The sequence below is a fragment of the Microbacterium meiriae genome (assembly GCF_040686935.1).
Lineage (GTDB): Bacteria > Actinomycetota > Actinomycetes > Actinomycetales > Microbacteriaceae > Microbacterium > Microbacterium meiriae.
On the sequence record NZ_JBFBMF010000002.1, the window covers coordinates 674,640 to 700,411 of the forward strand.

Genomic DNA, 25,772 nt, shown 5'->3' on the forward strand with positions numbered 1-25,772 from the left:
CGCGTCGCGGATCAGTTCGCGAGGAACGCCGAGAGCGCGCGCAAGCGGCGCAGCGACTCGTCCTTGCCCAGCAGCTCCATCGACTCGAACAGGGGCGGCGAGACGCGGCGGCCGGTGATGGCCACACGCGGCGGCCCGTAGGCGACGCGCGGCTTGAGCTCGAAGTTCTCCACGAGCGCCGTCGACAGCACCTCCTGGATCTTCTCCGGGGTGAAGTCCGTGACCGGCTCCAGGGCGGTGACGCAGGCGTCCAGCACCGCGGCCGCGTTGGCCGGCAGACCCTTGAGCGCGTCCGCGTCGTACGACACCTCGTCGCGGAACAGGAAGCCGAGCATGCCCGGGACCTCGCCCAGCAGCTGCACGCGCTCCTGCACCAGCGGCGCCGCGCGGAAGGCGAGGACGAGCTGCTCGTGGGTCGGCTCGTCGAACAGACCGGCAGCGGCGAGGTACGGCACCGTGCGCTCGGCGAAGTCCGTCACGTCGAGCATGCGGATGTGGTCGCCGTTGATCGACTCGGCCTTCTTCTGGTCGAATCGGGCGGGGTTCGGGTTCACGTTCTCGATGTCGAACGCGGCGATGAACTCGTCGAGCGAGAACACGTCGCGGTCCGGGCCGATCGACCAGCCCAGGAGCGCGAGGTAGTTCAGGAGGCCCTCGTGGATGAAGCCGCGCTCCCGGTGCAGGAACAGATCGGCCTGCGGGTCGCGCTTGGAGAGCTTCTTGTTGCCGGTCTCCCCCAGCACGAGCGGCATGTGGGCGAACCGCGGCACGAATGTCGTCACACCCGCGTCGATGAGAGCGGCGTAGAGCGAGAGCTGGCGCGCGGTGGACGGCATGAGGTCTTCGCCGCGGAGGACATGGGTGATGCCCATCAGCGCGTCGTCGACGGGGTTCACGAACGTGTACAGCGGCACGCCGTTGGGGCGCACGACGACGAAGTCCGGGAAGGAGCCGGCGGGGAAGGTGACCTCGCCGCGGATCAGGTCCACGTACGTGAGGTCCTCGTCCGGCACGCGCAGGCGGAGGGCGGGCTGCCGGCCCTCGGCGCGGAAGGCGGCCTTCTGCTCGTCGGTGAGGTCACGGTCGAAGTTGTCGTAGCCGAGCTGCTTCGCGCGGCCGTTGGCCTGGTTGCGGGCGTCGATCTCCTCGGCCGTCGAGTAGCTCTCGTAGAGCGCACCGGTCGCGAGGAGCTTGTCGATCACCTCGCGGTAGATGTCGTGCCGCTCGGACTGCCGGTACGGGGCGTGCGGGCCGCCGACCTCGACACCCTCGTCCCAGTCGATCTTCAGCCACGTGAGCGCGTCGACGAGCTGGCGGAAGCTCTCCTCGCTGTCGCGTGCGGCGTCGGTGTCCTCGATGCGGAACACCATCTTCCCGCCGTTGTGACGGGCATATGCCCAGTTGTACAGAGCCGTGCGGACCATGCCGACGTGCGGCAGCCCCGTCGGAGAGGGGCAGAAGCGGACGCGGACGTCGGCGCCGGCGGCGGTCGTGGTGAGGGGGTGCGGAGTAGCCATAGCCCTTCGATTCTACGGGTGCGGGCGGGTCAGCCCCGGCGCGAGACCGCCACCGCCGCGCGGTGCTCCAGGGGCAGCACTGTTCCCACCCGATGCGCCGCGACCGTCTCCTCGAACCCCGCGCGGAACCGGCGGCGCTCGGCCGTGGAGAGCAGGGCGTACTGGGCGCCGGCGCCGGCCACGCCCCCTTCGACGGAGGTCCACAGCGCGCCGGGGTCGGCCTCCCACGTCCAGGTGTGCTCGGTGACCACGACCTCCGGGAGCCCGGCCTCGATGAGCACGTCCGCGAAGCCGTCCGGGGTGCGTGCGAAGTCCTCTTCGGCGGGGAGCCTCTCCCCCGCGTACGGCGGCAACCCCGCGCGTTCGACGACCTCCGCCCAGAACCACGACGGGGAACGGGTCCAGATCGTCGCGGCGACCGGACCACGCGCGACCCGACCCAGCTCGCGGGCGGCGATCCGCGGGGAGGAGACGTGGTTCAGCACGAAGTTCGCCACGGCGGCATCGAAGGACCCGTCGCCGAAGGGCAGCGTCGGCAGCCCGCCCTCGACGATGCGCAGCGTCGGGTGCTCCCGGTGGGCGACGGCACGCATCGTCGGCTCGGGCTCGCAGGCTGTGACGTCCCATCCCCGGCGTGCGAAGCGGGACGCGAGACGGCCTTCCCCCGCGCCGACGTCCAGCAGGCCACGACCCTTCGCCGGGCCGAGTGCGGCGGTGAGAGGCTCGAAGGTCCCGGCGCACAGGGCGGCGTACGAAGCGGCATAGGCCTCTCCGACGCCGTCCCAGGCCTTCACCGCGCGCTGCTCCGGGTGAGCGGTGACAGCGCGACGATCGCGAGGACGAGCACCGAGGCCGCGATGCCGAGCCCGGCGTACTGGAAGTTCGACAGCACGATGCCGGCGAGGACGGACCCGGCGGCGGCGGACAGGCTCATCAGCGAGTCGCTGCGTCCCTGACGACGAGTGCGCACCTCGGGCGCGGAGGCTTCGGTGAGCAGCGCGGCACCGGCGACCGTCGCGGCACTCCAGCCGAGGCCGAGGAGAATGAGGGCGACCATGACGCCCCACGCCTCGGTGCCCGCGAAGACGGCGAAGGCCAGGGCGCCGCCGAGCAGAGCCTGCCCGAGCAGCACCACGCGCAGCCGCCCCCAGCGGTCGGCCAGCACGCCGAACACCGGCGAGAGCGCGTACATGCCGCCGACGTGCAGCGCGATGGTGATGCCGACGAGCGCTGAGACGTCCGCCGGTGTCGCCGCCGCACCGTGAGCGCCGTGGGCCATGTGCGAGAGATGCACCGGGGTCATCGCCATGACCGACGCCATCACCACGTGCGACCCCGCGATGGCGAAGATCGCGTAGCGGGCCACGCGCGGGCGGTCCGCCACGACGGCGCTCGTCGTCGCGGCGGCGGCCTGAGCGAGTCGCTGCGCGGCCAGCAGCGGATCGGGGCGGAGGGCGACGAGGTAGAGCGCGAGCGCCGCGCACTGCGCGACGAACGAGAAGACGTAGGAACCCGTCTGCGGAGGCATCCCGATCGCCTGTCCGACGATCTCCCCCGGGCCGAGCAGCAGCGGTCCCGCCACGCCGCCGATCGTGGTGGACCAGACGACGATCGAGAGGTCACGCCCGCGGTGCTGCGGCGCCGCGAGGTCCGTGGCCGCGAACCGGGATTGCAGGTTGCCCGCGTTCCCCGCACCGATCAGCAGGATGCCGACGAGCAGGAGCGGGAAGACGCGCACCGACGCCGCGAGGATCACCACGGCGATGCCGACGAGGGCGAAGAGATTGCCGAGGGTGAGGGCGCGGCGGCGTCCGAGCCGTGCGGCCATCCGGGCGAGCGGGATCGCGCAGAGCGCGGCGCCCAGGGTCACCGATGCCGTCGCGAGCCCGGAGAGCGCGTCGCTGCCGGAGATGTCCGCGGCGAGCAGCGCACCGAGCGACACGGTGGCGCCGAAGGCGATGCCGCCCAGCACCTGCCCCAGCGACAGCACGAGCACGGTGCGGCGCTGGACCGCCTGCTGCTGCGTCGCCGTGAGGGCGACGTCGGTCATGACGCGGGAGCGGCGTCGCGCACGGGGTTGCGCAGGATGCCGAGTCCGGAGATCTCCACCTCGACGGTGTCGCCCGCCTCGAACGTGCCGACGCCCGCGGGTGTCCCCGTCATGATGACGTCGCCCGGAAGGAGCGTGAACACCGCGGAGGCGTACTCGATGATCGCGGCGACCGAGTGGATCATGTCGGTGAGCGGCGCGTGCTGGCGAACCTCGCCGTTGACCCGCGTCTCGATCGTGGCCTGCGCGGGGTCGAAGTCCGTCTCGATCACGGGTCCGAGCGGGCAGAACGTGTCGAAGCCCTTCGCCCGCGACCACTGCCCGTCTTTGCGCTGCAGGTCGCGTGCGGTGACGTCGTTGCCGATCGTGTAGCCGAGCACGTGGTCGAGGGCGTTCTCCGCCTTCACGTTCTTCGCGATCCGTCCGATCACGACCACGAGCTCGCCCTCGTACTCCGTGCGCTCGGACAGCGCGGTGGGACGCACGATCGCGTCATCCGGGCCGATCACGGCGGTGTTCGGCTTGAGGAACAGCAGCGGCTCCTCGGGGGCCACTCCGCCCATCTCGGCGGCGTGATCGTGGTAGTTCTTGCCGACGCACACGACCTTGGAGCGCGGGATGACGGGCGCGAGCAGCGTGACCTCGGTCAGCGGGACGCGGGCGCCGGTGGTCTCGTACCCGGAGAACATCGGGTCCCCGGCGAGGACCACGAGCTCGCGGTCGTCGATGATCCCGTACATGATGGCGTCGTCGTGGCTGAACCGGGCGATCTTCATGCCTCCAGCCTAGATCCCCCTCTTTGTCGTCGAGACCCCGGTTTGTCGTCGAGACCCCAGTTCGCTTGCGCGGGAGAGGCAGGGTCTCGACGGAAGCCCAGGGCCCCGGTGGAACTCAACCGGGAGGACGGATGCCGAACGCGGCGAGCCGTCGTCCGAGATCCTCGGGGGTGCGGATGTGCCGGGAGCCCCAGCGCACCACCCGCCAGCCGGTCACCCCGCGGATCTCGTCCTCGCGGTGCTTCTCCGCCATCACCGCATCGGCCGCCGTGGGCATCGTCCGCAGCTCCGCATCCCGGTACTTGTCCTCCCCGTCGAACTCTCCGAAGGCCCGGGACCGCGGGAACCCGAAGTCGGCGAAGTACCGCGCGCCGTCGGAGCCCACGAGGGGGACCTGCAGATCGATGTCTCGGAACCCGAGTCGATGCAACTGGAGGCGGCTCACGCTCTCGCCGGGAAGCTTGGCTCGCCCATCCGCGAAGACTCCGATCCATCGCGCGCGCCGCACGCCCCGAAGCCCGGGCGCACACAGGCCTTCGACTTCGGCCCGCCAGGCGGCGACGGCATCCGGGTCGACCTCATGCCCGTCGACCGAGACCATCCGTAGGGCCGCATCACCCGCAGCGACGACGGCCTCCGGTCGCAGCAGTCGGGCGAGATCGAACACGGTGCGGGCCAGCGACGTGCACCGGAGCCCGTGCCGCCGGACGACATCCCCCTCGTCGAGCATCATCTGGTGTCGGACGACCCCGGCCTCGGTCCTGGTGTGCCGACGGCTGCGGATCGCGGTGTGCACGTCGTCCCGGATCGGCCCCACGAGCGGCAGCCCCCAGAGCGCGGCGGCGGAGAGGTGCGAGAACACCGGGCCCCCACCGGGACTGGCTCGACGGACGGCGCACACCCGCACGAGCTGCCGCCCCTCCGGCCACAGCTCGTCCCAGACCTCCGCGTCGACATACGCCCCGCGGTGCACGCGCCGTAGCCTGCCGTGCGCGACCGCCGCCGCCAGCTCTCGTTCCGTGACGCCCGCGTCGAGGACCTCCTCCCGCGACCGCACGAGATCCCAGGCTTCAGAGAACGAGAGGCGCCGCGACATCCCCTCACTCTCCCCCGCTCACCCTCTCCTCCCCCCGTTCTCCACACCCCCCACCCCCCTCTTCCCACTCCCCCCGCACTGTGCAGGAACGCCCCCGGCGCGCGAGACCCCGGTTACACGCCGAGACCCCGCCTACCACGCGTCGACACGGCGGGGTGTCGGCGGGAAGACGGGGTCTCGGGGAATGGAATCAGGCGTCGAGGCGGAGGAGCCAGCCGTGCTTGTCCTCGCGGCGGCCGTACTGGATGTCGGTGAGCTCCTCGCGGAGCGACAGCGCCAGCTCGCCCAGCGGCTGCGGCTCGTCGAAGCCCTCGCCCACGAGCGCGCCGATCGGTGTCACGACCGCGGCCGTGCCACAGGCGAACACCTCGACGATGTCGCCGGAGGCCACACCCTCGCGCCACTCGTCGATCGAGATCGGTCGCTTCTCGACCGTGTAGCCGCGGTCCTCGGCGAGCTGCAGCAACGAATCCCGCGTGATGCCCTCGAGGATGCTGTCGGACTCCGGCGTGACGATGCGGCCGTCCTTGAAGACGAACACGACGTTCATGCCACCGAGCTCCTCGACGTCGCGGTTCTCGTTGAGGAACACGACCTGGTCGCAGCCCTTCGCGCTGGCCTCGGCCTGCGGCAGGAGGCTGGAGGCGTAGTTGCCCCCCGTCTTCGCCTTGCCGGTGCCACCGCGGCCGGCGCGGGCGTAGTCCTCGGAGAGCCAGATCCGGACCGGCTTCACGCCCCCGGTGAAGTAGGCGCCGGCGGGGCTGGCGATCACGTAGTAGGCGACCTTCTGCGCGGCCCGCACGCCGAGGAAGGCCTCCTTGGCGAACATGAACGGACGCAGGTACAGGCTCTGGTCGGCACCGGACGGCACCCACCGGCCGTCGACGGCGATGAGCTCCCGCAGCGACTGGATGAAGTACTCCGTCGGCAGCTCCGGCAGCGCGAGGCGGCGGGCACTGGCCTGCAGGCGCGCGGCGTTGCGGTCGGGGCGGAAGGTGTGGATCGAGCCGTCGGCGTGCCGGTAGGCCTTGATGCCCTCGAAGATCTCCTGCGCGTAATGCAGCACAGAGGCGGCGGGGTCGAGCGGGATCGGACCGTAGGGCTGCACGCGCGGACGGTGCCAGCCGCCCTTGGCCGACCAGCAGATGTCGACCATGTGGTCGGTGAAGACGACCCCGAAACCGGGGTTCTCCAGCACTTCGGCTACGCGTGCCGGCGAGGCCGCGTTCAGGTTCTTCGTCACGGCGAACTCCAGGGGAGCCACGCTCGTCTCGGCGTCGATCGTCGTCATGTCGTCATCCAATCCTCGTGGGGTGGGCGCATCCTCGCGCCCTGTCAGCCTACGCCCGCCGTTCAGAGACGGGCAGTGATCGCGGAGCCGATCTCCGCGGTGGTGCGGGCACCGCTGCGGGCGGCGATGTCCGCCTCGACCGCGGCGCTCACACGCGCCGACTCGGCCGTCAGGCCGAGGTGGTCGAGCAGCAGCGCGATGGAGAGGATCGCGGCGGTCGGGTCGGCCTTCTGCTGACCCGCGATGTCCGGAGCCGAGCCGTGCACGGGCTCGAACATCGACGGGAAGGCGCCATCGGGGTTGATGTTCCCCGAGGCGGCGAGGCCGATGCCGCCCGTGACGGCGCCGGCGAGGTCGGTGAGGATGTCACCGAAGAGATTGTCCGTCACGATCACGTCGAAGCGCGAGGGATCGGTGACCAGGAAGATGGTGGCGGCATCGACGTGCAGATAGTCGACGGCGACGTCGGGGTGCTCGGCGGCGACCTCGTTCACGATGCGCTGCCAGATCGCGCCGGCGTGCACGAGCACGTTGGTCTTGTGCACGAGGGTGAGCTTCTGACGGCGGCGCTCCGCGAGGGCGAACGCATAGCGGACGACCCGCTCGACGCCGAACGCCGTGTTCACGGAGGTCTCGTTCGCGACCTCCTGCGGCGTCCCCTTCCGGATCGCTCCGCCGTTGCCGACGTAGGGACCCTCCGTCCCCTCGCGGACGACGACGAAGTCGACCTCGCCCGGGTCGGACAGCGGACCGGGAGCTCCGGTGAAGAGCTTCGAGGGGCGCAGGTTCACATAGTGGTCGAGAGTGAACCGGAGCTTCAGCAGCAGTCCGCGCTCGATGTTCGCGTCCTTCAGTCGCGGGTCGCCCGGCGTCCCGCCGACCGCGCCGAGAAGGATCGCGTCGTGGGCGGCGATCGCGGCGAGGTCGTCGTCCGTGAGCGTGTCGCCCGTCTCGAGGTACCGGTCGGCACCGAGCGAGAAGCGGGTCTTGTCGAACGTCACGTCGCTGTCGGCCGTGACGGCGTCGAGCACCTTCTCCGCCTCGGCGATGACTTCGGGACCGATGCCGTCACCCGGGATGACGGCCAGCTTCACGACACGCGACATGAGACTCCTTGCGCACTGCACGGGGGTGGACCGGCCGCGGCGCGACCGCGGGTCGAACGGGCCGGTCCCCCCAGCGTAGTGGTCAGTGCGTGGGTGCCTTGCGCAGTGTGACGGCCGCGATGACCGCCGCGACGACGACGAGGCCCGCCCCGATGAGCGAGGTCACGGTGACGCCGGAGCCGAACGCGTCGGCCGCTGCCTGCCACAGGGCGTCGCCGAGCGCGGTCGGGAGCTCGTGGGCGGCGGTGTACGCGCCGGCCAGCGTCTCCTGCGCAGCGCGGGCCACCTCGGCCGGAAGCCCCTCGGGCAGCACCAGCGCGCCGCGGTAGAACGCGGTGATGATGCCGCCGAGGATCGCGGTCCCCAGCACGGCGCCGAGCTCGTACGCCGTCTCGGACACCGCGCTCGCGGCACCGGCCTTCGCCGCGGGGGCGCTGGACAGGATGAGCTCGTTCGAGATGGTCTCGGCCGCGCCGATGCCGATGCCGAGGACGACGAAGGCGAGGATGAGCGGCGCCACGCCGTGCTCGTGCGTCGTGAAGGCGACGATGAGGTACCCCGCGACGGAGAACACCAGCGCCGCTGGGATGAGCACGTGCGGCGGCACCCGCCGCGAGATCGGCACCACCGTGAGTCCGGCGACGATCATCGCCGCCATCCCCGGCACGAGCGCGAGGCCCGCGACCATCGGCGAGAGCCCCAGCACGAGCTGCAGGTGCTGCGAGACGAAGTACAGGAACCCGACGAGGGCCACGACGCTGAGCAGGTTCACCAGGATCGCCCCCGAGAACGACCCGCGGCGGAACAGCGCCATGTCGAGCATCGGGGTGTCGGCGCGGAGCTGACGGCGCACGAACAGCGCCCCCATCACGAGACCCAGCAGGGCCCATCCTCCGGCGTACAGCGACGGGCCGTCGACCGCGAAGGACTTGATCGCGTAGACGACCGGGATCATCGCGGCCATCGAGAGCACGATGCTGAGCGGGTCGATGCGGCCGGGGTTCGGGTCACGGCTCTCCGGCACGAGCAGCGGCGCGGCGATGAGCAGCGGGATGAGGACGGGGACGGCGATGAGGAACACCGAGCCCCACGAGAAGTGCTCGAGGAGGAAGCCGCCGACGATGGGGCCGAGCGCGGATCCGGCGGAGAACGCAGACGCCCAGACCGCGATGGCCATGCGGCGCTGGTCGCGGTTCTGGAAGATCGACCGCAGCAGCGAGAGAGTCGAGGGCATGAGCATGGCGCCGAAGAAGCCGAGCAGGGCGCGCGCCGCGATGAGAAGGCCCGCGGTCGGCGCGAAGGCGGCCAGAGCGGAGACCACGGCGAACCCCGTGGCTCCGATGAGGAGCAGGCGGCGGCGCCCGAAGCGATCGCCCAGCGTCCCCATGGTCACCAGGAGTCCGGCGAGCACGAGCGGGTAGACGTCGATGATCCAGAGCTGCTCGGCCCCGCTCGGCGCGAGCGAGATCGAGATCTCGGGCAGCGCGAAGCTCAGCACCGTGTTGTCCACCGACACCAGCAGCACCGGGAGCATGAGGACGACGAGCGCCGCCCACCCCCGAGCCCCGACGCGGGGAGCTTCCGTCTCTGTCGTCGGGATCGACGCAGTACGGGTCATGGAACACCTTTCCTTCCTGTGGACTGCTCGTTACTAAACCGTCCGGCTGGTATAGTAACAGATGCAGCCCTCCCGATCCCGCTCAGAGGATGACAGATGCCCCGCCCTCCCCTCGCCCGTGAGAAGGTCCTCGACGCCTTCGAGGCGATCCTCATCGACGACGGCGAACGCGCCGCGACGCTCGAGGCCACGGCGAAGGCCGCCGGCGTGTCGAAGGGCGGCCTGCTCTACCACTTCCGCTCCAAGGACGACCTGGAGACCGGGCTCCTGGAGCGCCTGGACCACCTGACCACCCTCGACCTGGAGCGCATGCGCGCCGCCGAGGAGGGCCCCGTCGCGTACTACGTGCGGACCTCGGTGATGGAGGACGACGCCCTCGATCGGGCGCTCATCGCCACGACTCGGCTGGCCCAGGGCGGCTCTACCGCCGCGTCCGACATGCTCCGGGATACCCGGCGTCGCTGGGCGGAGACGATCCGTCCGCACGTCCGCGACACCGCCAGCCTCGACCTCGTGATGCTCGTGAGCGACGGCCTCTACTTCAACAACTCGCTCGACGTGCACGGGCCGGAGCGCCTGGTCCCGCGCAGCGACGAGCTCGCCGATCTCATCGCCCTCGTGTTGCGCGCCACCGCCTGACGCCGGACAAGGCTGCGGGTACGGAGAAGGGCGGGAGCCTCGCGCTCCCGCCCTTCTCCCCCGCTCTGCGGTGTCAGACCTCGGTGATCTCGATCGGACGGAAGAGGTCGGCGTCGATGGCACCGCGCACGTCGTCCAGCAGCTCCTCGGACACGGGCGAGTCGAGCGTCAGCACGCTGAGCGCCTGATCGCCCGCCGCGAGCCGCGAGATCTGCATGCCGGCGATGTTGATCCCGGCCTCGCCGAACTTCTGCCCGTAGACGGCGACGATGCCGGGGCGGTCGGTGTAGAGCATCACGACGTGGTGCTTCTCGATCGGCAGCTCCAGGGCGTGGTCGTTGATGCCGACGAGCTTCTCGGCCTGCTTCGGTCCGGTCAGCGTGCCCGACACCGAGAGCTGCGATCCGTCGGACAGCGCCCCCGTGAGGGTGATGACGTTCCGGTACTCCTCGCTCACGTCGTCCTTGAGCAGGCGCACCGCGATACCGCGCTGCTCCGCCAGGAGGGGCGCGTTCACGTACGACACGGTCTCGCTCACGATGTTCGTGAAGACACCCTTGAGGGCCGCGAGCTTGAGCACGCTCACGTCGTAGTCGTTGAGCTCGCCGTGCACCTCGACGTCGAGGCTCGTGAGCGGCGACGTGGCCAGTGCGGCGAAGATCTGACCGAGCTTCTCCACGAGCGAGATGCCGGGACGCACGTACGGGTCGATGACGCCGCCCGCGACGTTGACCGCATCCGGGACGAGGTCACCGCCGAGCGCGAGCCGCACCGAGCGCGCGACCGAGACGCCGGCCTTCTCCTGTGCCTCTTCCGTGCTCGCACCGAGGTGCGGCGTGACGACGACGTTCGGGAGGTCGAGCAGGGCACGGGCGCTGCCACCCTCGGCTGGGGGCTCGGAGGTGAAGACGTCCAGGCCCGCCCCGGCGATCTCGCCGGCGACGAGCGCCTCGTGCAGCGCCTCCTCGTCGATGAGTCCACCGCGGGCGACGTTCACGACGAAGGCGGTCGGCTTCATGGCGGCGAACTGCTCGGCGCCGATCATGCCCGTCGTCTCCGGGGTCTTGGGCATGTGGATCGTGAGGAAGTCGGCTTCGGCGACGAGCTCGTCGAGCGAGAGGAGCTGCACGCCGAGCTGCTGGGCGCGCGCCGAGGTGACGTAGGGGTCGTACGCGACGACGCGCATGTCGAAGGCGGCCAGGCGGGCGGCGACGAGAGCGCCGATCCGGCCGAGGCCGACGATGCCGACGGTCTTCTCGAAGAGCTCGGCGCCGGTGAAGGAGCTGCGCTTCCACTGGCCGGCGGACAGCGAGGCGTGCGCGGCCGGGATCCGGCGGGCGAGGCTGAGGATGTGGCCGACCGTCAGCTCGGCGGCGGAGACGATGTTCGACGTCGGGGCGTTGACGACCATGACGCCGGCCGCGGTCGCAGCCTTGATGTCGACGTTGTCGAGGCCGACACCGGCCCGCGCGACGACCTTGAGCTTCGGCGCGTGCGACAGCGCCTCCTCGTCGATGCGGGTCGCGGAGCGGATGAGCACCGCGTCCGACTCCGCGAGGGCGGCGAAGAGCGCCTCGCGATCGGTGCCGTCGACGTGGCGGACGTCGAAGTCGGGGCCGAGCGCCTCGATCGTGGCGGGAGAGAGTACTTCGGCGATGAGCACGACAGGCTTCGGCACAGTGGATCCTTCGGGGCAGCGCGACAGGCGGGAGGGGCCGATGCGCCGCACACCGTCGGGGGCGCGATCGCGACAACTCTACCGGAGCCCCGGGGGCGCTCCGTGCCGTGTGACGGCGCGACGGATCCGGCTCAGGCGCTGGGCAGCGTCAGACTCAGCGCGAGCAGGCTCATCCAGAACACCGCGACGATCCCGAGTCCGGCGAGGAACGTCAGGGCGAGCTCGCCCACCCGCCGCCGCCGGCCGATCGCGAAGGCGAACCCGAACACGATGACGGGGAACACGACACCGAACAGCAGCGTCGCCCATCCGGTGCCGGTGAGGCCGGTCTGGGCCATGGTGATGAGGTGCGCGACCGCGTTCCACACCGCATACGCGTAGAAGAGCCCGGCGAGGGCGATGACGGTCCACACGAGCCAGCGCGGCGAACCGGTCGCCACGGCGGACGGTGTCTTCGGAGCGGTCATGCGCCGATCACCCCCACGGTCACGAACGGCCACGGCACGAGCAGCACGACGCCGGCCAGGAGCACGGCGGCGCGGATCCAGGAGGCCCGGCCCCGCGTCAGCACCCACGTCGCGAGGAACCAGAGCGCGGGGGCGGCGATCGCCAGCACGAACCAGGGCAGGAACATGAAATCCGCGACGAGGAACGAGGCGAGCGGCTGCAGGCGGAGACCGCCGGCGATCCACCCCACGGTGTAGAGCAGGTAGACGCCCCCGACGACGCCGACGAGGACCAGCATCGCATTGCTGAGACCGGAGGGCGCTGCGGTCTCCTCGTCCCCCGACGCGGGTGCGGACGCCGAGGGTGCGACGGCCTCGGCCGGCGTCGGTTCCGGAGCAGCAGGCGTGGAACGCCGTGCGGCGTCCCAGGGGCGCTGCTCCGCGCTGTCGTCGCCGTCCCAGCTCAGGGCGTCGTCCGAATCGGATGTCATCTCTCCAGAGTAGGACACCCCGACCACTAGGCTCGGGGATGCCTCGGCGGGGTCGTCGGGGACTTTCGGGGGAAAGGACAACCATGGCCGAGAACGAGCAGACGTCTTCCGCCGCGCCGCCTCGGTCCACGACCGGCGAACCGCCCGCGGGCTGGACGCCGAGCCCGGAGGCCAAGGCCTCCGCGACGCGCTTCCGCATCATCGCCGCGGTCCTCTGGGCGCTCGCGATCGCGGGCGAGGCCGTCGGCATCTTCTGGCTCCTGCGCCAGCGCGAGTTCGTCGACGAGGGCGGCGCGCTGCTCCGCGATCCGGACACCGGCCTCCTGGAAGAGCAGGGAGCGACGGCGCAGTTCCCGCAGTGGGCGTTCATCGCCCTGCTCGTCCTGCTGGTCGTGATCGCGGCGCTGTCGATCATCGGCTCGATCCTGTGGAAGAAGGCCAACACCCTCGACCCGGCGCGGCGCGCGGACAAGACGCGGTTCTTCATCCAGAACCAGCTCGGCGCGATCATCGCGGTCGTGGCCTTCCTCCCCCTGGTCATCCTCATCTTCCTGAACAAGGACATGGACAAGGGGCAGAAGGCGACCGCCGGCATCGTCGGCATCGTCCTGGCTGTCCTCGCCGCGATCGTCGGGACGAGCTTCGCCCCGCCGTCCGTGGAGCAGTACACCGCAGACCAGTCGGCCGTGATCCAGCTCCTCGGGGCCGATGAGGTCGTGTGGGTCGACGGCGGCAAGGTCTACCACGTCTGCGACGAGGTGCCCGCGATCCAGACCGGCAGCGAGATCCGCACCGGCACCACCTCCGAGGCCATCGAGGCGGGGAAGATCCGGCTCACCCTGCAGTTCGCGTCCGAGCTGCGCACCTGCGGCCTGGCGGTACCCGAGAACGCCGACGAGATCACCGAGGCCCTCCGCGCGATCCAGGCCGGTCAGGTCGACACGCCTCTGCCCGCTCCCGTCTGGGCCGACCCGACGGACGCACCCATCGAGATCCAGGACGCCCCGGCCGACGAAGGCTGACGTCAGGAGGCGCTCAGGGCCTCGACGAGACGGTCCTCCGCCGAGGCGAGGTGGGCGCGCAGCACCGCGGCGGCGCGCTCCGCGCCCCCGGTGGCGACAGCCTCGAGCATCTCCGCGTGCTGCGCGGCGATGAGTTCGGCATCGAGGAGACGCCGCCCCTGCACCTGCGCCATGCACAGCCGCACCTCGTCCAGCACGCTCCGGTACATGCGGCTGGTCCGCTCGCTGCCCAGGGCGTCGATGAGCGCCGTGTGGAAACGGAGGTCGGGATCGACCGTCGCGGGATCGGGGCCAGGTGCCATCGCCTGCAGCTCGGCGTTCGCCGCCACGGCGGCCGCCGGCACGGCGGCGCTCTCCGCGAGCTCGCGCAGTGCCGCGCTCTCCAGCCGGATCCGCGTGCGGTAGACGTCGCGGACGGTCTCCGCCTCGATGCCGACCACGCGCGCGGTGCGATGGGCCGTCCGCACGAGCAGTCCGCTGGCCACCAGCTGCTCGATGGCCGCTTTGGCGCTGGGACGGGCGACGCCGTAGGTCTGGGAGACGGCCGCCTCGGTCAGAGGCTCCCCCGAGCGGATCTCGCCGGAGAGGATCCGGCTGCGCAGCTGTCCGGTCACGGCGTCGACCACGCCGACCACGCCAAGGGGGCGCTCCGCGATCGAGGTCATGCGGAACAGTCTAGTGAGGCGTCCGTCGTTCAGTACACTTGTCAGACAATCTTCGAGCGGAGCAGAGGAGCACCGTGCCCACCACTCTCGACCACCCCCTCGATCCCGCACTGCTGGGGCCCGAGACGCAGGTCCACGCCCGATCCATCGACCGCTTCGCCCGCGCCCACGACGCCTCGCATTACCTGCTCGTCCCGGACGCGGTGCTGTCCCCCGCGGACGCCGAGGGCGTCGCCCGCGCGTTCTCGGCGGTCCGGGCGGCCGGGCGCACGCTCACGTTCCGCTCCGGCGGCACCAGCCTCTCCGGACAGGGCATCAGCGGCGATATCCTCGTCGACACGCGCAGCCACTTCCGCGACATCCACATCGAGGACGACGGCGCCGCGGTCAGGGTCGGCCCCGGGGCCACCGTCCGGCAGGTGAACACGCGGCTGGCCCGGTATCGCCGCAAGCTCGGGCCGGATCCGGCCAGCGAGATCGCCTGCACGATCGGCGGCGTCGTCGCGAACAACTCCAGCGGCATGGCCTGCGGCATCACGGAGAACTCGTACCAGACGATCACCTCGATGGTCGTCGTGCTGCCCAGCGGCACCGTCCTGGACACCGGACGCGCGGACGCCGCGGACGTGCTCCGCGCCGCGGAACCCGCCCTGTTCGCCGGGCTGTCGTCGCTCCGGGAGCGTCTGCTCGCCTCGCCCGGGAACGTCGCGTTCCTGCGGCAGCAGTTCTCGATGAAGAACACGATGGGCTACGGCCTGAACGCCCTGCTCGACTTCGACGACCCGGTGCAGATCCTGGAGCACCTCCTCATCGGATCGGAAGGGACCCTCGGCTTCGTCGCGGAGGCCCGTTTCCGCACCATCGAGGTGCGCCCCGCGATCGCCACCGGTCTGCTCGTCTTCGAGACGCTGTCGGCGGCGATGACCGCGCTCCCCGCTCTCACGGAGCTCGGACTCGCGACGATCGAGCTCCTGGACGCCGCCTCACTGCGCGTCGCCCAGGGCCTGAGCGACGTCCCGGCCGCGATCTCCGAGATCGACGTCCAGGGCCACGCCGCCCTCCTGGTCGAGGTGCACGCCGTGGATGACGACGCCCTCGCCGTCGCGAGCGCATCAGCGCAGGCGCACTTCGATGCCCTCCCCCTCGCCGTCGCCCCACGCCTGACGACCGATGCCGCCGAGCGCGCCGCACTGTGGCACGTCCGCAAGGGCCTCTACACCGCTGTCGCCGGGGCGCGGCCGTCCGGGACGACCGCGCTCCTCGAGGACATCGTCGTCCCCGTCCCCCGCCTGCTGGCCACGTGCGAACGACTGATCGAGCTGTTCGCGGAGCACGGCTACGAGGGCTCCGTGATCTTCGGGCACGCGAAGGACGGGAACGTCCACTTCCTGCTCAACGAGCGCTTCGACGACCCCGAGAGCGTGGCGCGATACCGCCGCTTCACGGACGACCTCGTCGAGCTCGTCCTCGCGCAGGAGGGATCCCTCAAGGCCGAGCACGGTACCGGACGCATCATGGCGCCGTTCGTGCGGCGTCAGTACGGCGACGAGCTCACCGACATGATGTGGGAGATCAAGCGGCTGTTCGATCCGGACGGGATCCTCAACCCCGGCGTCGTGCTCTCCGACGACCCGGACTCCTATCTGCAGGATCTGAAGCGCGTGCCCACGGTGGAGCGCGAGGTGGACCGCTGCGTGGAGTGCGGCTACTGCGAGCCTACGTGCCCAAGCAAGAGCATCACGCTCACCCCGCGGCAGCGCATCGTGCTGCGCCGGGACATGGCCTGGGCCGAGGAGCAGGGCGACACGGCGCTGCTGCGGGACCTCCGCGCGGACTACGACTACGACGGCGTGCAGACCTGCGCGGTCGACGGCATGTGCGGCGTCGCGTGTCCGGTGGACATCAACACCGGCGACCTCGTACGCCGCCTCCGGGCCGAGCAGGAGAACGCCGTGGAGGGTGCAGCCTGGGGAACGGCGGCGAAGCACTGGAGCACCGTCACGCGCGCCGGCGGCGTCGCCCTCACGGTCGCCGATGCTCTCCCCGTCCCGCTCGTGCGCGGCGCGACGCGGGTCGGGCGCGCGGTGCTCGGCGCCGACACCGTCCCCCTCTACGACGGCGGCCTCCCCCGCGGCGGCACGGCGCCGCCTCGACCGGTCTCGCCTCCCGACGCCCAGGCCGTCTTCTTCGGCGCCTGCATCGGCACGATGTTCGGTCCGGAGGACGAGGGTCCCGGCTCCCGCGACGCCCTGCGCGCCCTGCTCGACCGCGCCGGGATCCCCGTCGTGGTCCCGGAGGAGAACGGCGGGCTCTGCTGCGGGACGCCGTGGAAGTCCAAGGGACACCTCGACGGCTATCGCCTCATGTCCGACCGGGTGCTGGCCTCGCTCTGGGACGCCAGCCGCCACGGGGAGCTCCCGGTCGTCTGCGACGCGGCCTCCTGCACCGAGGGCCTCCACGTCATGCTCACCCAGGCCGTCGCCGCCCATCCGGAGTACGTCGGTCTGCGCATCGAGGACGCCACCACGTTCGTCGCGCGGGAGGTGCTGCCGCGCCTCTCCGTCGATGCGAAGCTCCCCTCGATCGCCGTGCACCCGACCTGTTCGACGACCGCGCTCGGCGCGACCGGGGCGCTGACGGCGATCGCCGCCGCCGTCGCCGACGAGGTCTTCGTGCCCGACGGCTGGGGCTGCTGCGCGTTCGCCGGTGACCGCGGCATGCTCCACCCCGAGCTCACCGCGAGCGCGACAGCCCAGGAATCGGCCGAAGTCTCCGCGGCCGATACGGCCCGCGGCGGCTTCGACGCCTTCGTGTCGGCCAACCGCACGTGCGAGATCGGCATGACCCGCGCCACCGGCCGCCCGTACCGCCACGTGATCGAGGTTCTCGAGGAGCGCACGCGCCCCTAGTCCAGCGCAGAAGGGCCCCCGTCGGATCCGACGGGGGCCCTTCTGCGGAGCCTGTGTCAGGCGCCGTGCGCGGTGAGCACGGCGACCGGAGCCTCGCGGAGACCGGCCGGGATCACGATGCGGGCCGAGCCGCCGTCTGCGGACACCTCCGCCGGGGTCCCGTCGGCCCACGACAGCGCAGCGGCCGCGAGCTCGGACGGCAGCTCGAACTCGCCGTCCGCCGGGTCGAGCGCATGCACGTGCACCGCGTCCGTCGAGGTGGTGTAGCGGCGAGGGGCTCCGGTCCGCTCCCCCATCCGCGTCCAGGGCCGGGTGCCGTAGATCGCCCCGCCGTTCACGGCCAGCCAGCTGCCGAGCTCCTGCATCGCCGTCCGCTGCAGCGCCGGAATGGATCCGTCCGCCGCGGGGCCGACGTTGATGAGCAGGTTGCCGTTCTTCGCGACGACGTCGACGAGGAGCCGGATCAGGGCCGCGCCGGAGAGCGAGTGGCGCTCGTCCTCCGCCTGGTTGAACCCGAACGAGTAGCCGAGCCCGCGGGTCGACTCCCACGGCTCGGGGATGATGTCCGGGATGTCCGTGTATTCGCGGGTGAGGAACCCGTGGTACGGCACACCCCAGCGGTCGTTGACCACACCGTCCGGGACGGCGTCGAAGTACCGCTGCAGGAGTGCGGCCACGGCGTACTCCTCCGTGCCCTTGCCGCCGTCCGGCCACTCGATGTCGTTCCAGAGCACGTCGGGCGCGAACCGCTCCACGAGCTCCTCGAGCTGGGCGGCGGCGTACCGGGAGAAGTGGGCGTCGTTACGACGGAACCGGAACAGGTCGGTGTCCGACTCGATCGGCGGGAAGTCGCTGACGTGCCAGTCGAGCGCTCCGGAGTAGTACACGCCGAACTTGGCTCCCGCCCGCCGCGTGGCGTCGTGGAACTCGGAGATGAGGTCACGGCGAGGGCCGCGCGCGACGGCGTTGAATCCGGTCGTGGCGGTGTCCCACAGACAGAACCCCTCGTGGTGCTTGGTCGTGGGCACGACATAGCGCGCTCCGGCCGCGACGAGTTCACCGACGAAGGCCTCGGCATCGAAGGCGTCGGCGTCCCACTGGTCGGCGAGGTCCTCGTACGAGGTCCCAGGACCGTAGGTGCGCTGGTGGCGCTCCCACGTCGGGCTGCCCGGGATGCGCACCGTGTTGCCGTACCACTCCGCGTACTGGTGCCACGCATAGGCATCCTCGGTGGGGATGTTCACGCCCTCCCCGTGCTGCACGGCCCACGCCGGCACGGAGTACAGCCCCCAGTGCACGAAGAAGCCGAGCTTGGCGTCGCGGTACCAGTCCGGCACGCCGTTCGCGGGGTAGACCGGGGACGCCGCACCGAAGTCGGGGCCGGTGCGCTTCTCGAAGTTCATCATGATGCCGTGTCCTCCTCGTCGGCCCCGCGGCGCACGACCACCGCGGTCAGATCGGGGTCGCCTGTCGTGTCGAACGGGAACACCCCGGGGCGCAGGCGATGGTGTCCGAGGCGGAGCAGGTCCTGGTCCACCCCGCCCGGGGTGAGCGCCAGCGTCCATCCCGCTGCCAGCTCGTACAGCTCCGGCTCCAGGTAGCCGATCTTCACGACCACGATGTCGGCCGTCGTCGGCTCGAGCCCCAGCATCCGGAAGTCGGAGAGGTGGTGGAAGGGCTTGCGGCGCTCGGTCAGGATGGCGTGCAGCCCGCCGACCGCGAGCACCACCTGGGTGCCGGCGTCCGGGTCGCCGTCGGTGACGGAGAACACCGTGCCGGTGATCTCGACCGGTCCGTGGGGCCCGGAATCGACCGCAGCTCCGGCTGACAGCGTGACCGTCGCACCGACGCCCGCCTCCACGGCTTCGGCGACGGCCCGCGGATCGAAGATCGAGGCGACCAGCGTCGTGTGCGTGCCGTCGGTGAGCTCGGGTCGCTGCAGCAGGTGGGCGAGGGTCCAGGTCACATCGCCCGCTCCCCCGGCCGTCGGGTTGTCCCCGGAGTCGGAGATCACGTACGGATGCGGGGCACCGGGGGCCAGCGCCTCCTCCAGCGTGTCGTCGAGGCTTCCCGTCTTCGCGACGAAGACGAAGTCCTTCCGTGCCTCCCAGAACATCCGGGCCACGCGCTCCGCCTCACGGGCGATGACCTCCCTGTCGTCCCCGGTGACCACGACGTACGCCTGGCAGCGCGGCTCGTCGGCCCATGCGTAGCCGATCCACACCGACGCGTCCACGACGCCCGGCAGCGCCTCGATCTCGGGGAGCTCGGCATAGATGCTCCGCGCGGGCTCCAACCGCGTGCTGGTCTTCTCCCCCGGCAGCAGCACCGGTACGGGCACCCAGGCGGTGAAGGGCCGCCGCGCCTGCACGTCGCCGCCGTGCGGTCCCCGGAGACGATCGAGCAGGTTCCACACCGCCCGCTCCTTCGTGTTCAGCCAGTCCTCATGCGGCGCCATCCGATAGCAGGTGAGCAGATCGACCGCATCGCGCAGGGTCTCCGAGACGTTCCCGTGCAGATCCATCGATGTGGAGACGAGGGTGTCCGGGCCGAGGGCCTCGCGCACCGCGAGGGCCAGATCCCCCTCGGCATCGTCCATCCCGACGACGCTCATCGCGCCGTGGATGTCGAAGAAGAATCCGTCGAACGGCCCCTGCGTGCGGATTCCCTCGACGATCGCGTCCTTCATCCGGCGGTAGGTGTCCGGGTCCACGGCACCGCCGGGCAGCGAACGGCCGTGCGTGAGCGGGACCCACTCCGCCGCCTCGGCGAGCTCGCGTCGGGCGTCGAGGAACGGGTAGTACGCCCGCAGTGCATCGCCGGTGCGGATCGTGAAGGCCTCGTCCCCGGAGATATGCGGGGAGAAGGTGCTCGACTCGATGGAGATGCCGCCGATGCCGATCCGGGGCCGCGAGAGCCCGCCCTCGGCGAGCGGCGGCAGCGGACCCATCCAGATCTCGTGGGCTTCCGGGCGTGCGGTCACGGTGGTGTTCTCCTCTGCGGTCGCAGTCGTGGTCAGGAAACGGGGGCGAGGGCGCGTCGTGCGCTCTCGATGGCGCCGAGCGCGACGGCGTCGGCTCCGAGGACGGCGGGGACGACGCGCAGCGCGATGCCCGACACCGGGGCATCGGTACCGAGCGTCCGCTCGATCGACGGCTCCAGGAGGTCCCAGGCGGCCGTGACCCCGCCGCCGACGATGGCGATCGGCAGGTCGAGGAGCGTCGCGGCACTGGCGCAGGCGAGAGCGAGCGCCCGTCCGGCGGCGTCGAACACGGCGCGGGCGTCGGCGTCGCCGTCCCGGGCGGCCTCCGCGACCTCCCTGGCATCGTGCACCGGACGACCGGTGCGCTCCTCGAACCGCCGGGCGATCGACGTCCCGGACGCCAGGGTCTCCAGGTGACCGGTCTGCCCGCAGGTGCAGACGAGGTCGCTGTAACCGGGCGTGTGCCCGATCTCGCCGGCCGCGCCGTGGGGGCCGTGGTGCAGCTCCCCGCCGATGACCAGCGCGCCGCCGACGCCCGTGCCGAGCATCACACCGAGCACATCGGGAACGCTCGGACCCGCCGCGGCGGCTTCTCCGAGGAGGAAGGCGTTCACGTCGTTCTCGACCCGCACCGGGACGCCGACGCGCTGCGCCAGCTCCGGGCCGAGCGGGAAGCCCGCCCAGTCTGCGAACAGGGCGGATGCGGCACGGATGGTTCCGCTCTCATGGTCGATGACGCCTGCGGCACCCACCCCTACCGCGGCGACGGCGACACCGGCCTCGGCCGCCAGCCGCGCGACGAGGCCGGCCGCGGCGTCCGCCATGGCCGAGCCGCCGACGCTCGCGGGCGCCGGGACGCTTCCGCGTGCGAGGACGTCTCCGAAGGCGTCCACGACGAGGGCCGCGATCTTCGTGCCCCCGATGTCCACCCCCGCCAGCGCGAAGTCGGACTCGGGGCTCGTGGTCGTTCGTCGAGGGTCGTCCGTCTGCTGCCCGACCGCGCTCATCGTCCGCCCAGTCCGGCCATCGCGATGCCCTTGACCAGGTGCTTCTGCAGCACGATCACGAGCAGGGTGGTCGGGATCATCGAGATGATCGCGGCGGCCATCTGCAGGTCCCACCGGGTGCCGGTGAGACCGGCGAAGCTCGCCAGACCGACCGGCAGCGTGCCGTGCGCGTTGTAGTCGACCGTGACGATGAGGGGCCAGAGGTAGCTGTTCCAGAAGGACAGGAACGTGAAGACCGCGAGTACCGCGACCGCGGACTTCGACAGCGGCAGGATGATCTGCAGGAAGGACCGGACAGGGCCGGCGCCGTCGACACGGGCCGCCTCCTCCAGCTCGTAGGGGATGCCGCGGAAGAACTGCCGCATCAGGAACGTGCCGAAGGCGCCGAACGCGAAGGGCAGGATGAGCGCCTGATAGGTGTCGACCCAGTTGAACCACTGCATGACCTGGAACATGGGGATGACGAGCACCTCGGCGGGCACCATGAGCGTGGCCAGGAAGAGGACGAAGACCGCGTCGCGGCCCTTCCACCGCAGGCGCCCGAACGCGTATCCGGCGGTCGTGGACACCACGAGCACGACCAGGGTGCCGCCGATCGCCACGATGAACGAGTTCATGATGTACGTGAGGAACGGTCCGTAGGCGAAGACGTCGACGAAGTTGCTCCAGCGGAGCTCGGAGCCCACGAGCGTCGGCGGCATCGAGAACATCTCGGAGTTCGGCTTGAGGGCCGAGAAGAAGGCGTAGACGAGCGGCGCGATGAAGATGAGCGCCGCGACGTAGATGGTGACGTGCGCGAGGATCAGTCGTGCGCGCGCGCCCGGCGTGGTCGCCGCACCGCGCGCCTTCTCCCGCTCGCGCTGACGCCGCGGGGCGGTGCCGGTGGGCCGGACGAGGGTCTCAGTGCTCATAGTGCACCCACTTCTTCTGTGCGGCGAACTGGATGCCCGTGATCGCGATGATGATCGCGAACAGGATCCACGCGGCGGCGGCGGCGAGTCCGAGATCGCCGAAGGTGAAGCCCTGCTCCCAGATGTACATCACGAGGGGCTTGGTGGCGTTGCCGGGGCCGCCTCCGGTGAGCATCTGCGGCTGGACGAAGACCTGGAGCGAGGTGATCATCGTCATGATCGTCGCGAAGAAGATCGACGGCGAGATCATCGGGACGATGATGCTCCACACACGCCGGATGCCCTGTGCGCCATCGATACTGGCCGCTTCCAGGACGCTCTCCGGGAGCTGTTCGAGGGCGGCGGAGAAGATCAGCATGTTGTAGCCGAGTCCCTGCCAGACGCTCATCACGACGACCATGATCATCGCCCAGTTGGGGTCGGCGAGGAAGTTCGGCAGCTCGATGCCGAACCAGGTGACCGAGAGGCCGTTGAAGAGCCCCTGCGGCTGCAGCATCATCTTCCACACCAGGACGTTCGCGACCATCGGGGTCACGACGGGGATGAAGAAGAGGACGCGCAGGGCACCCCGGCCGCGGATGCGGGGACCGAGGCCGAGGGCGAGCACGAGCGAGAGAGCGACGCTCAACGGCACGTACAGCAGCGTGTACACGGCCGAGTTGCGCAGCGCAGGCCAGAAGTCCGGGCTGCTGGTGAACAGCTTGACGTAGTTGTCCACCCCGTTGAAGGTGCGTTCGCCGAAGGTCGGCCAGTCGAAGACGCTCATCACGATCGAGAGCCCCACGGGCACGATCGTGAACAGGGCGAGGCCCACCAGGGCTGGGCTTGCGAAACCCAGCGCCTGGCGGCCCTCGACCTTGGCGAGCGATCCTCGACGTCTCGTCGTGATCGTCATCTCGTTGTCTTTCTCTGTTACTGCTGTGCGGGCCGGATCCGGCTCACTCGCCGAACTGCGCCTGGGCGTTCGACAGCAGCTCCTCCATCGTCATCTGGCCGTTGTAGACGCTGACGAGGTTGGGCTGGATGTAGCTGTCGAGCTTCTGCCAGTTCTTGGTCATGTACAGCGGCACCGTGTCACCGAACGCGGCCTCGAACACCGACTGGACCTGGTCGCGGTACTGCTCGTCGATCGACTCGAAGTACAGCGGCTGCGACGAGATGCGGGCCGGGTAGGAGCGGCCGGACGACGCGATGTAGTCCTGCGCGTCCTCGCCGACGAGGGAGCCGAGCACCTTCAGCGCGGCCTCCGGGTTCTTGCAGTTCTCGGCGATGCCGTAGCCGGAGCCGAGGATGGGACCGGGGTTGCCGTCCACGCCCGCGGGCAGCGGCACCATCCCGGCGGCGAAGCCGGACTCGTTGTTGAGGTAGCTGACGGCGTTCCAGGTGCCGTCGACGGCCATGGCCGCGTTGCCACCCGTGTACTGGTTCTCGCCCCAGCCGGTGTCGGAGGCGGAGGCGACCGGAGCCGCGACCTTCTTCTCCGTGACCAGGCCGGCGTACCAGGACGCGGCGTCGACGAAGTCCTCGTCGTCGATGTGCAGCGTGCCGTCCTCGGAGGCGGGCTGCGTGGCGGAGTACGCGATCGGCATCGACATCCACTGGTAGCCGCCCATGCCCATGCCGAACCCGTACTTGCCGTCCTTCGTGGCGTCGGCGGCGATCGTGTCGAAGTCGTCGAACGTCCAGCCGATCTCCGGCGTGGCGGCACCGGCGGCGCTGAGCATGTCCTGGTTGTAGTAGACGAGCATCGTGGCGACGTCGAACGGCACGCCGTAGACCTTGCCCTCGAAGCTGAGGATGCCGTCGGCGCTCGGGTTGAACTCCGACCAGTCGATGCCCGCGGTCTTGAGATCCTCGTCGCTGAGCTCGCGGAAGCCGGCCGTGTAGCCGCCGAGCTGCGCGCCGCTCATGCCGGTGATGCACGCCATGTTGCCGCTGGCCATGTTGGTCGTGAGCTTGGTGAAGAAGTCGCTCCACGGCGACGTCTGCAGCTTGATCTTGATGTCCGGGTTCTGCTTCTGCGCGAACTCGATCTGCGCCTCCAGCGCATCGACGTCCGACTCGCTGCCGGCCCACATGTCCACCACGATGGTGTCGCCGTCGGCCGAGCCCCCGGATCCCCCGCTGCTCGCACAGCCGGTCATCGCCACGGCCACGCCCGCGACAGCGGCGACAGCCCCCACACGCAACTTCTTCATTGAATGCCTCCTGAGAAGGGATAGGTTATTTCGAGACTCGAACTAACCAATTAGGATTTCGTATGAAGTTACGCTGTCATAGTTCGCAAGGTGCCGCAAGCTGAACATCCGATGTTTATAGGGTGGTGATAATTCGTCACTCGCCTGAAACACGCGGCACCCCCGCTACGCTGACGATGCCTCGAGACGAAGGGCCTTCATGACGAACCCCGCCGACACCACCGTCGACGACCCGCACACGCGGCGCATCCTCGACTTCGTCGCCCGCGGACAGGCGCGCTCCCGCTCCGAACTCGCCTCCGCCCTCGGCGTGGCCGCGTCGACGGTCGGCCTGCGCGTACAGGCGCTCCTCGATGCCGGCGTGCTGGAGGAGGCGGGGGCCGGCACCTCCCGCGGCGGACGACGGCCGCGCGTGCTGCGGATCGCGGGCGACGGCATCGTGCTGTCCGCCGATCTCGGCGGACGCCATGCCCGCATCGGCCGGCACGACCTCAGCGGCGGCCTGCTCCGCTCGGAGACCATCGCGATCGACGTCGCGGACGGCCCGGAAGCGACGCTCGAGAGAGTGTCGGAGGTCTTCGAGCGCCTGCTCGCCGAGACACGGGTCCACGCGATCGGCGTGAGCCTGCCCGGCCCCGTCGACGTCGCGACCGGCTCCGTGGATCAGCCCTCGCGGATGCCGGGGTGGCCCGGGTTCCGCGTCGGCGAGCACCTCGCGGAGCGCCACGGCGTCCCCGTCGTCGTCGACAACGACGCCAACCTCGCCGCCCTCGGCGAGCACCGTCGCCAGCTCGGGCACACCCAGCACAGCATCACCGTCAAGGCGGGCACCGCGATCGGCAGCGGGATCATCGTGGACGGGCACATCCATCGGGGAGCGACCGCCGCAGCCGGCGACATCACGCACACGCGGATCGACGGCAGCGGCGACATCCCCTGCTCCTGCGGCAACACCGGCTGCCTGGAGACCGTGGCCAGCGGCGCGAGCCTCGTCCGCCAGATGCGCGAGCGGGGCAACACCGACGTCCGCACCACGGCCGACGTGCTGACACTGGCACGGGACGCGGACCCGCTGGCGACGACGCTCGTCCGCACCGCCGGGACCCACCTGGGTCAGGCACTGTCCGGGGTCGTGAACTTCTTCAACCCGCACGCCCTGTTCCTCACCGGGAGCATGAGCGCCTCCGAGCCGTTCATCGCCGCGGTGCGCAGCCGGGTCTACGAGGCCTGCCACCCGCTCGCGACCCAGCGCCTGCGGATCGAGGCCGCGGCCACCGGCGCGGACGCGATCCTGCACGGCGCCGCCCGCCTCGCGCTCGAGGGCATGGACATCCCGGTGGCGACGGCCTGAGCCGCCGCCACCGTCAGC

22 protein-coding genes are annotated in these 25,772 nt (G+C 70.7%); 4 read left to right on the plus strand and 18 right to left on the minus strand.

Translation table 11 applies throughout. The features are described from left to right. Positions 1–11: 11 nt before the first annotated feature. The 8 genes from gltX to AB0P08_RS08760 all read right to left on the minus strand — a co-directional run bounded on the left by gltX (position 12) and on the right by AB0P08_RS08760 (position 9,454). Positions 12–1,517, minus strand: coding sequence for a glutamate--tRNA ligase (gltX, locus tag AB0P08_RS08725; RefSeq protein WP_363589386.1), 1,506 nt, complete (start codon positions 1,515–1,517; stop codon positions 12–14). A gap of 29 nt (positions 1,518–1,546) precedes the next feature. Then, positions 1,547–2,311: a class I SAM-dependent methyltransferase gene (locus AB0P08_RS08730; protein WP_363589388.1), complete on the minus strand. Its 765-nt coding sequence runs from the start codon at positions 2,309–2,311 to the stop codon at positions 1,547–1,549. Next, positions 2,308–3,567, minus strand: coding sequence for an MFS transporter (locus AB0P08_RS08735; protein ID WP_363589390.1), 1,260 nt, complete (start codon positions 3,565–3,567; stop codon positions 2,308–2,310). Before AB0P08_RS08735 ends, AB0P08_RS08730 begins: the two co-directional genes overlap by 4 nt. Continuing rightward, positions 3,564–4,343 (minus strand): fumarylacetoacetate hydrolase family protein, encoded by a 780-nt coding sequence (locus AB0P08_RS08740; RefSeq protein WP_187663938.1) that lies wholly within the window; start codon positions 4,341–4,343, stop codon positions 3,564–3,566. The genes AB0P08_RS08735 and AB0P08_RS08740 overlap by 4 nt, the downstream gene beginning before the upstream one ends. Positions 4,344–4,458: 115 nt before the next feature. Then, positions 4,459–5,439, minus strand: coding sequence for a type IV toxin-antitoxin system AbiEi family antitoxin domain-containing protein (locus AB0P08_RS08745; protein WP_363589392.1), 981 nt, complete (start codon positions 5,437–5,439; stop codon positions 4,459–4,461). A 190-nt stretch (positions 5,440–5,629) separates the two neighbouring features. Further along, entirely contained in the window at positions 5,630–6,730 is a 1,101-nt protein-coding gene (locus AB0P08_RS08750; protein ID WP_363589394.1) for a branched-chain amino acid aminotransferase, read from the minus strand. 62 nt (positions 6,731–6,792) lie between these two features. Further along, complete coding sequence (locus tag AB0P08_RS08755; protein ID WP_363589396.1) at positions 6,793–7,836, minus strand: 3-isopropylmalate dehydrogenase; 1,044 nt, start codon at positions 7,834–7,836, stop codon at positions 6,793–6,795. An 82-nt stretch (positions 7,837–7,918) separates the two neighbouring features. Beyond that, on the minus strand, positions 7,919–9,454 hold the full coding sequence (locus AB0P08_RS08760; protein WP_363589398.1) for an MFS transporter: 1,536 nt from the start codon (positions 9,452–9,454) through the stop codon (positions 7,919–7,921). A 96-nt stretch (positions 9,455–9,550) separates the two neighbouring features. Between AB0P08_RS08760 and AB0P08_RS08765 the strand changes: the two genes are divergently transcribed. After that, complete coding sequence (locus tag AB0P08_RS08765; protein WP_187663933.1) at positions 9,551–10,093, plus strand: TetR/AcrR family transcriptional regulator; 543 nt, start codon at positions 9,551–9,553, stop codon at positions 10,091–10,093. A 73-nt stretch (positions 10,094–10,166) separates the two neighbouring features. On the opposite strand, the gene serA is transcribed toward AB0P08_RS08765, so the two are convergent. From serA to AB0P08_RS08780, 3 genes are all read right to left on the minus strand, one after another. Then, a complete protein-coding gene (gene serA, locus AB0P08_RS08770) occupies positions 10,167–11,771 on the minus strand; it encodes a phosphoglycerate dehydrogenase (RefSeq protein ID WP_363589400.1) in 1,605 nt (534 codons plus the stop codon). A gap of 131 nt (positions 11,772–11,902) precedes the next feature. Beyond that, positions 11,903–12,238 carry a hypothetical protein gene (locus tag AB0P08_RS08775; RefSeq protein WP_268776403.1) on the minus strand — a complete coding sequence of 112 codons (336 nt, stop codon included), beginning with the start codon at positions 12,236–12,238 and terminating at the stop codon, positions 11,903–11,905. Next, positions 12,235–12,708 (minus strand): hypothetical protein, encoded by a 474-nt coding sequence (locus AB0P08_RS08780; RefSeq protein WP_363589402.1) that lies wholly within the window; start codon positions 12,706–12,708, stop codon positions 12,235–12,237. Before AB0P08_RS08780 ends, AB0P08_RS08775 begins: the two co-directional genes overlap by 4 nt. Positions 12,709–12,791: 83 nt before the next feature. Here AB0P08_RS08780 and AB0P08_RS08785 point away from each other — a divergent pair, with 83 nt between their 5' ends. Then, positions 12,792–13,730, plus strand: coding sequence for a hypothetical protein (locus tag AB0P08_RS08785; protein WP_363589404.1), 939 nt, complete (start codon positions 12,792–12,794; stop codon positions 13,728–13,730). 2 nt (positions 13,731–13,732) lie between these two features. Here the strand turns inward: AB0P08_RS08785 and AB0P08_RS08790 are convergent, their stop codons facing one another. Continuing rightward, a complete protein-coding gene (locus AB0P08_RS08790) occupies positions 13,733–14,395 on the minus strand; it encodes a GntR family transcriptional regulator (RefSeq protein WP_363589406.1) in 663 nt (220 codons plus the stop codon). 74 nt (positions 14,396–14,469) lie between these two features. Between AB0P08_RS08790 and AB0P08_RS08795 the strand changes: the two genes are divergently transcribed. Further along, positions 14,470–17,304, plus strand: a complete 2,835-nt coding sequence (locus AB0P08_RS08795; RefSeq protein WP_363589408.1) for an FAD-binding and (Fe-S)-binding domain-containing protein — start codon at positions 14,470–14,472, stop codon at positions 17,302–17,304. A gap of 56 nt (positions 17,305–17,360) precedes the next feature. On the opposite strand, the gene AB0P08_RS08800 is transcribed toward AB0P08_RS08795, so the two are convergent. The 6 genes from AB0P08_RS08800 to AB0P08_RS08825 all read right to left on the minus strand — a co-directional run bounded on the left by AB0P08_RS08800 (position 17,361) and on the right by AB0P08_RS08825 (position 24,403). Beyond that, positions 17,361–18,710 (minus strand): alpha-L-fucosidase, encoded by a 1,350-nt coding sequence (locus AB0P08_RS08800; protein WP_363589410.1) that lies wholly within the window; start codon positions 18,708–18,710, stop codon positions 17,361–17,363. Further along, positions 18,707–20,254 (minus strand): M81 family metallopeptidase, encoded by a 1,548-nt coding sequence (locus AB0P08_RS08805; protein ID WP_363589682.1) that lies wholly within the window; start codon positions 20,252–20,254, stop codon positions 18,707–18,709. Before AB0P08_RS08805 ends, AB0P08_RS08800 begins: the two co-directional genes overlap by 4 nt. Positions 20,255–20,319: 65 nt before the next feature. Further along, positions 20,320–21,294: an ROK family protein gene (locus tag AB0P08_RS08810; RefSeq protein WP_363589412.1), complete on the minus strand. Its 975-nt coding sequence runs from the start codon at positions 21,292–21,294 to the stop codon at positions 20,320–20,322. Then, a complete protein-coding gene (locus AB0P08_RS08815) occupies positions 21,291–22,205 on the minus strand; it encodes a carbohydrate ABC transporter permease (RefSeq protein ID WP_060920974.1) in 915 nt (304 codons plus the stop codon). Before AB0P08_RS08815 ends, AB0P08_RS08810 begins: the two co-directional genes overlap by 4 nt. Continuing rightward, entirely contained in the window at positions 22,195–23,100 is a 906-nt protein-coding gene (locus AB0P08_RS08820; protein WP_363589414.1) for a carbohydrate ABC transporter permease, read from the minus strand. Before AB0P08_RS08820 ends, AB0P08_RS08815 begins: the two co-directional genes overlap by 11 nt. A gap of 43 nt (positions 23,101–23,143) precedes the next feature. Beyond that, positions 23,144–24,403, minus strand: coding sequence for an ABC transporter substrate-binding protein (locus AB0P08_RS08825; RefSeq protein WP_060920976.1), 1,260 nt, complete (start codon positions 24,401–24,403; stop codon positions 23,144–23,146). 199 nt (positions 24,404–24,602) lie between these two features. On the opposite strand from AB0P08_RS08825, the gene AB0P08_RS08830 reads away from it, so the two are divergent. Further along, on the plus strand, positions 24,603–25,754 hold the full coding sequence (locus tag AB0P08_RS08830; RefSeq protein ID WP_363589416.1) for an ROK family transcriptional regulator: 1,152 nt from the start codon (positions 24,603–24,605) through the stop codon (positions 25,752–25,754). Positions 25,755–25,772: the final 18 nt, after the last annotated feature.

Excerpts from the sequence above, each read along its gene's own strand:
- gltX (WP_363589386.1), bottom strand. The coding sequence starts at position 1,517 with ATGGCTACTCCGCACCCCCTCACCACGACCGCCGCCGGCGCCGACGTC.
- AB0P08_RS08735 (WP_363589390.1), bottom strand. The coding sequence starts at position 3,567 with ATGACCGACGTCGCCCTCACGGCGACGCAGCAGCAGGCGGTCCAGCGC.
- AB0P08_RS08740 (WP_187663938.1), bottom strand. The coding sequence starts at position 4,343 with ATGAAGATCGCCCGGTTCAGCCACGACGACGCCATCATGTACGGGATC.
- AB0P08_RS08745 (WP_363589392.1), bottom strand. The coding sequence starts at position 5,439 with ATGTCGCGGCGCCTCTCGTTCTCTGAAGCCTGGGATCTCGTGCGGTCG.
- AB0P08_RS08750 (WP_363589394.1), bottom strand. The coding sequence starts at position 6,730 with ATGACGACGATCGACGCCGAGACGAGCGTGGCTCCCCTGGAGTTCGCC.
- AB0P08_RS08755 (WP_363589396.1), bottom strand. The coding sequence starts at position 7,836 with ATGTCGCGTGTCGTGAAGCTGGCCGTCATCCCGGGTGACGGCATCGGT.
- AB0P08_RS08760 (WP_363589398.1), bottom strand. The coding sequence starts at position 9,454 with ATGACCCGTACTGCGTCGATCCCGACGACAGAGACGGAAGCTCCCCGC.
- AB0P08_RS08765 (WP_187663933.1), top strand. The coding sequence starts at position 9,551 with ATGCCCCGCCCTCCCCTCGCCCGTGAGAAGGTCCTCGACGCCTTCGAG.
- AB0P08_RS08775 (WP_268776403.1), bottom strand. The coding sequence starts at position 12,238 with ATGACCGCTCCGAAGACACCGTCCGCCGTGGCGACCGGTTCGCCGCGC.
- AB0P08_RS08780 (WP_363589402.1), bottom strand. The coding sequence starts at position 12,708 with ATGACATCCGATTCGGACGACGCCCTGAGCTGGGACGGCGACGACAGC.
- AB0P08_RS08785 (WP_363589404.1), top strand. The coding sequence starts at position 12,792 with ATGGCCGAGAACGAGCAGACGTCTTCCGCCGCGCCGCCTCGGTCCACG.
- AB0P08_RS08790 (WP_363589406.1), bottom strand. The coding sequence starts at position 14,395 with ATGACCTCGATCGCGGAGCGCCCCCTTGGCGTGGTCGGCGTGGTCGAC.
- AB0P08_RS08800 (WP_363589410.1), bottom strand. The coding sequence starts at position 18,710 with ATGATGAACTTCGAGAAGCGCACCGGCCCCGACTTCGGTGCGGCGTCC.
- AB0P08_RS08805 (WP_363589682.1), bottom strand. The coding sequence starts at position 20,254 with ATGGGTCCGCTGCCGCCGCTCGCCGAGGGCGGGCTCTCGCGGCCCCGG.
- AB0P08_RS08810 (WP_363589412.1), bottom strand. The coding sequence starts at position 21,294 with ATGAGCGCGGTCGGGCAGCAGACGGACGACCCTCGACGAACGACCACG.
- AB0P08_RS08815 (WP_060920974.1), bottom strand. The coding sequence starts at position 22,205 with ATGAGCACTGAGACCCTCGTCCGGCCCACCGGCACCGCCCCGCGGCGT.
- AB0P08_RS08820 (WP_363589414.1), bottom strand. The coding sequence starts at position 23,100 with ATGACGATCACGACGAGACGTCGAGGATCGCTCGCCAAGGTCGAGGGC.
- AB0P08_RS08825 (WP_060920976.1), bottom strand. The coding sequence starts at position 24,403 with ATGAAGAAGTTGCGTGTGGGGGCTGTCGCCGCTGTCGCGGGCGTGGCC.
- AB0P08_RS08830 (WP_363589416.1), top strand. The coding sequence starts at position 24,603 with ATGACGAACCCCGCCGACACCACCGTCGACGACCCGCACACGCGGCGC.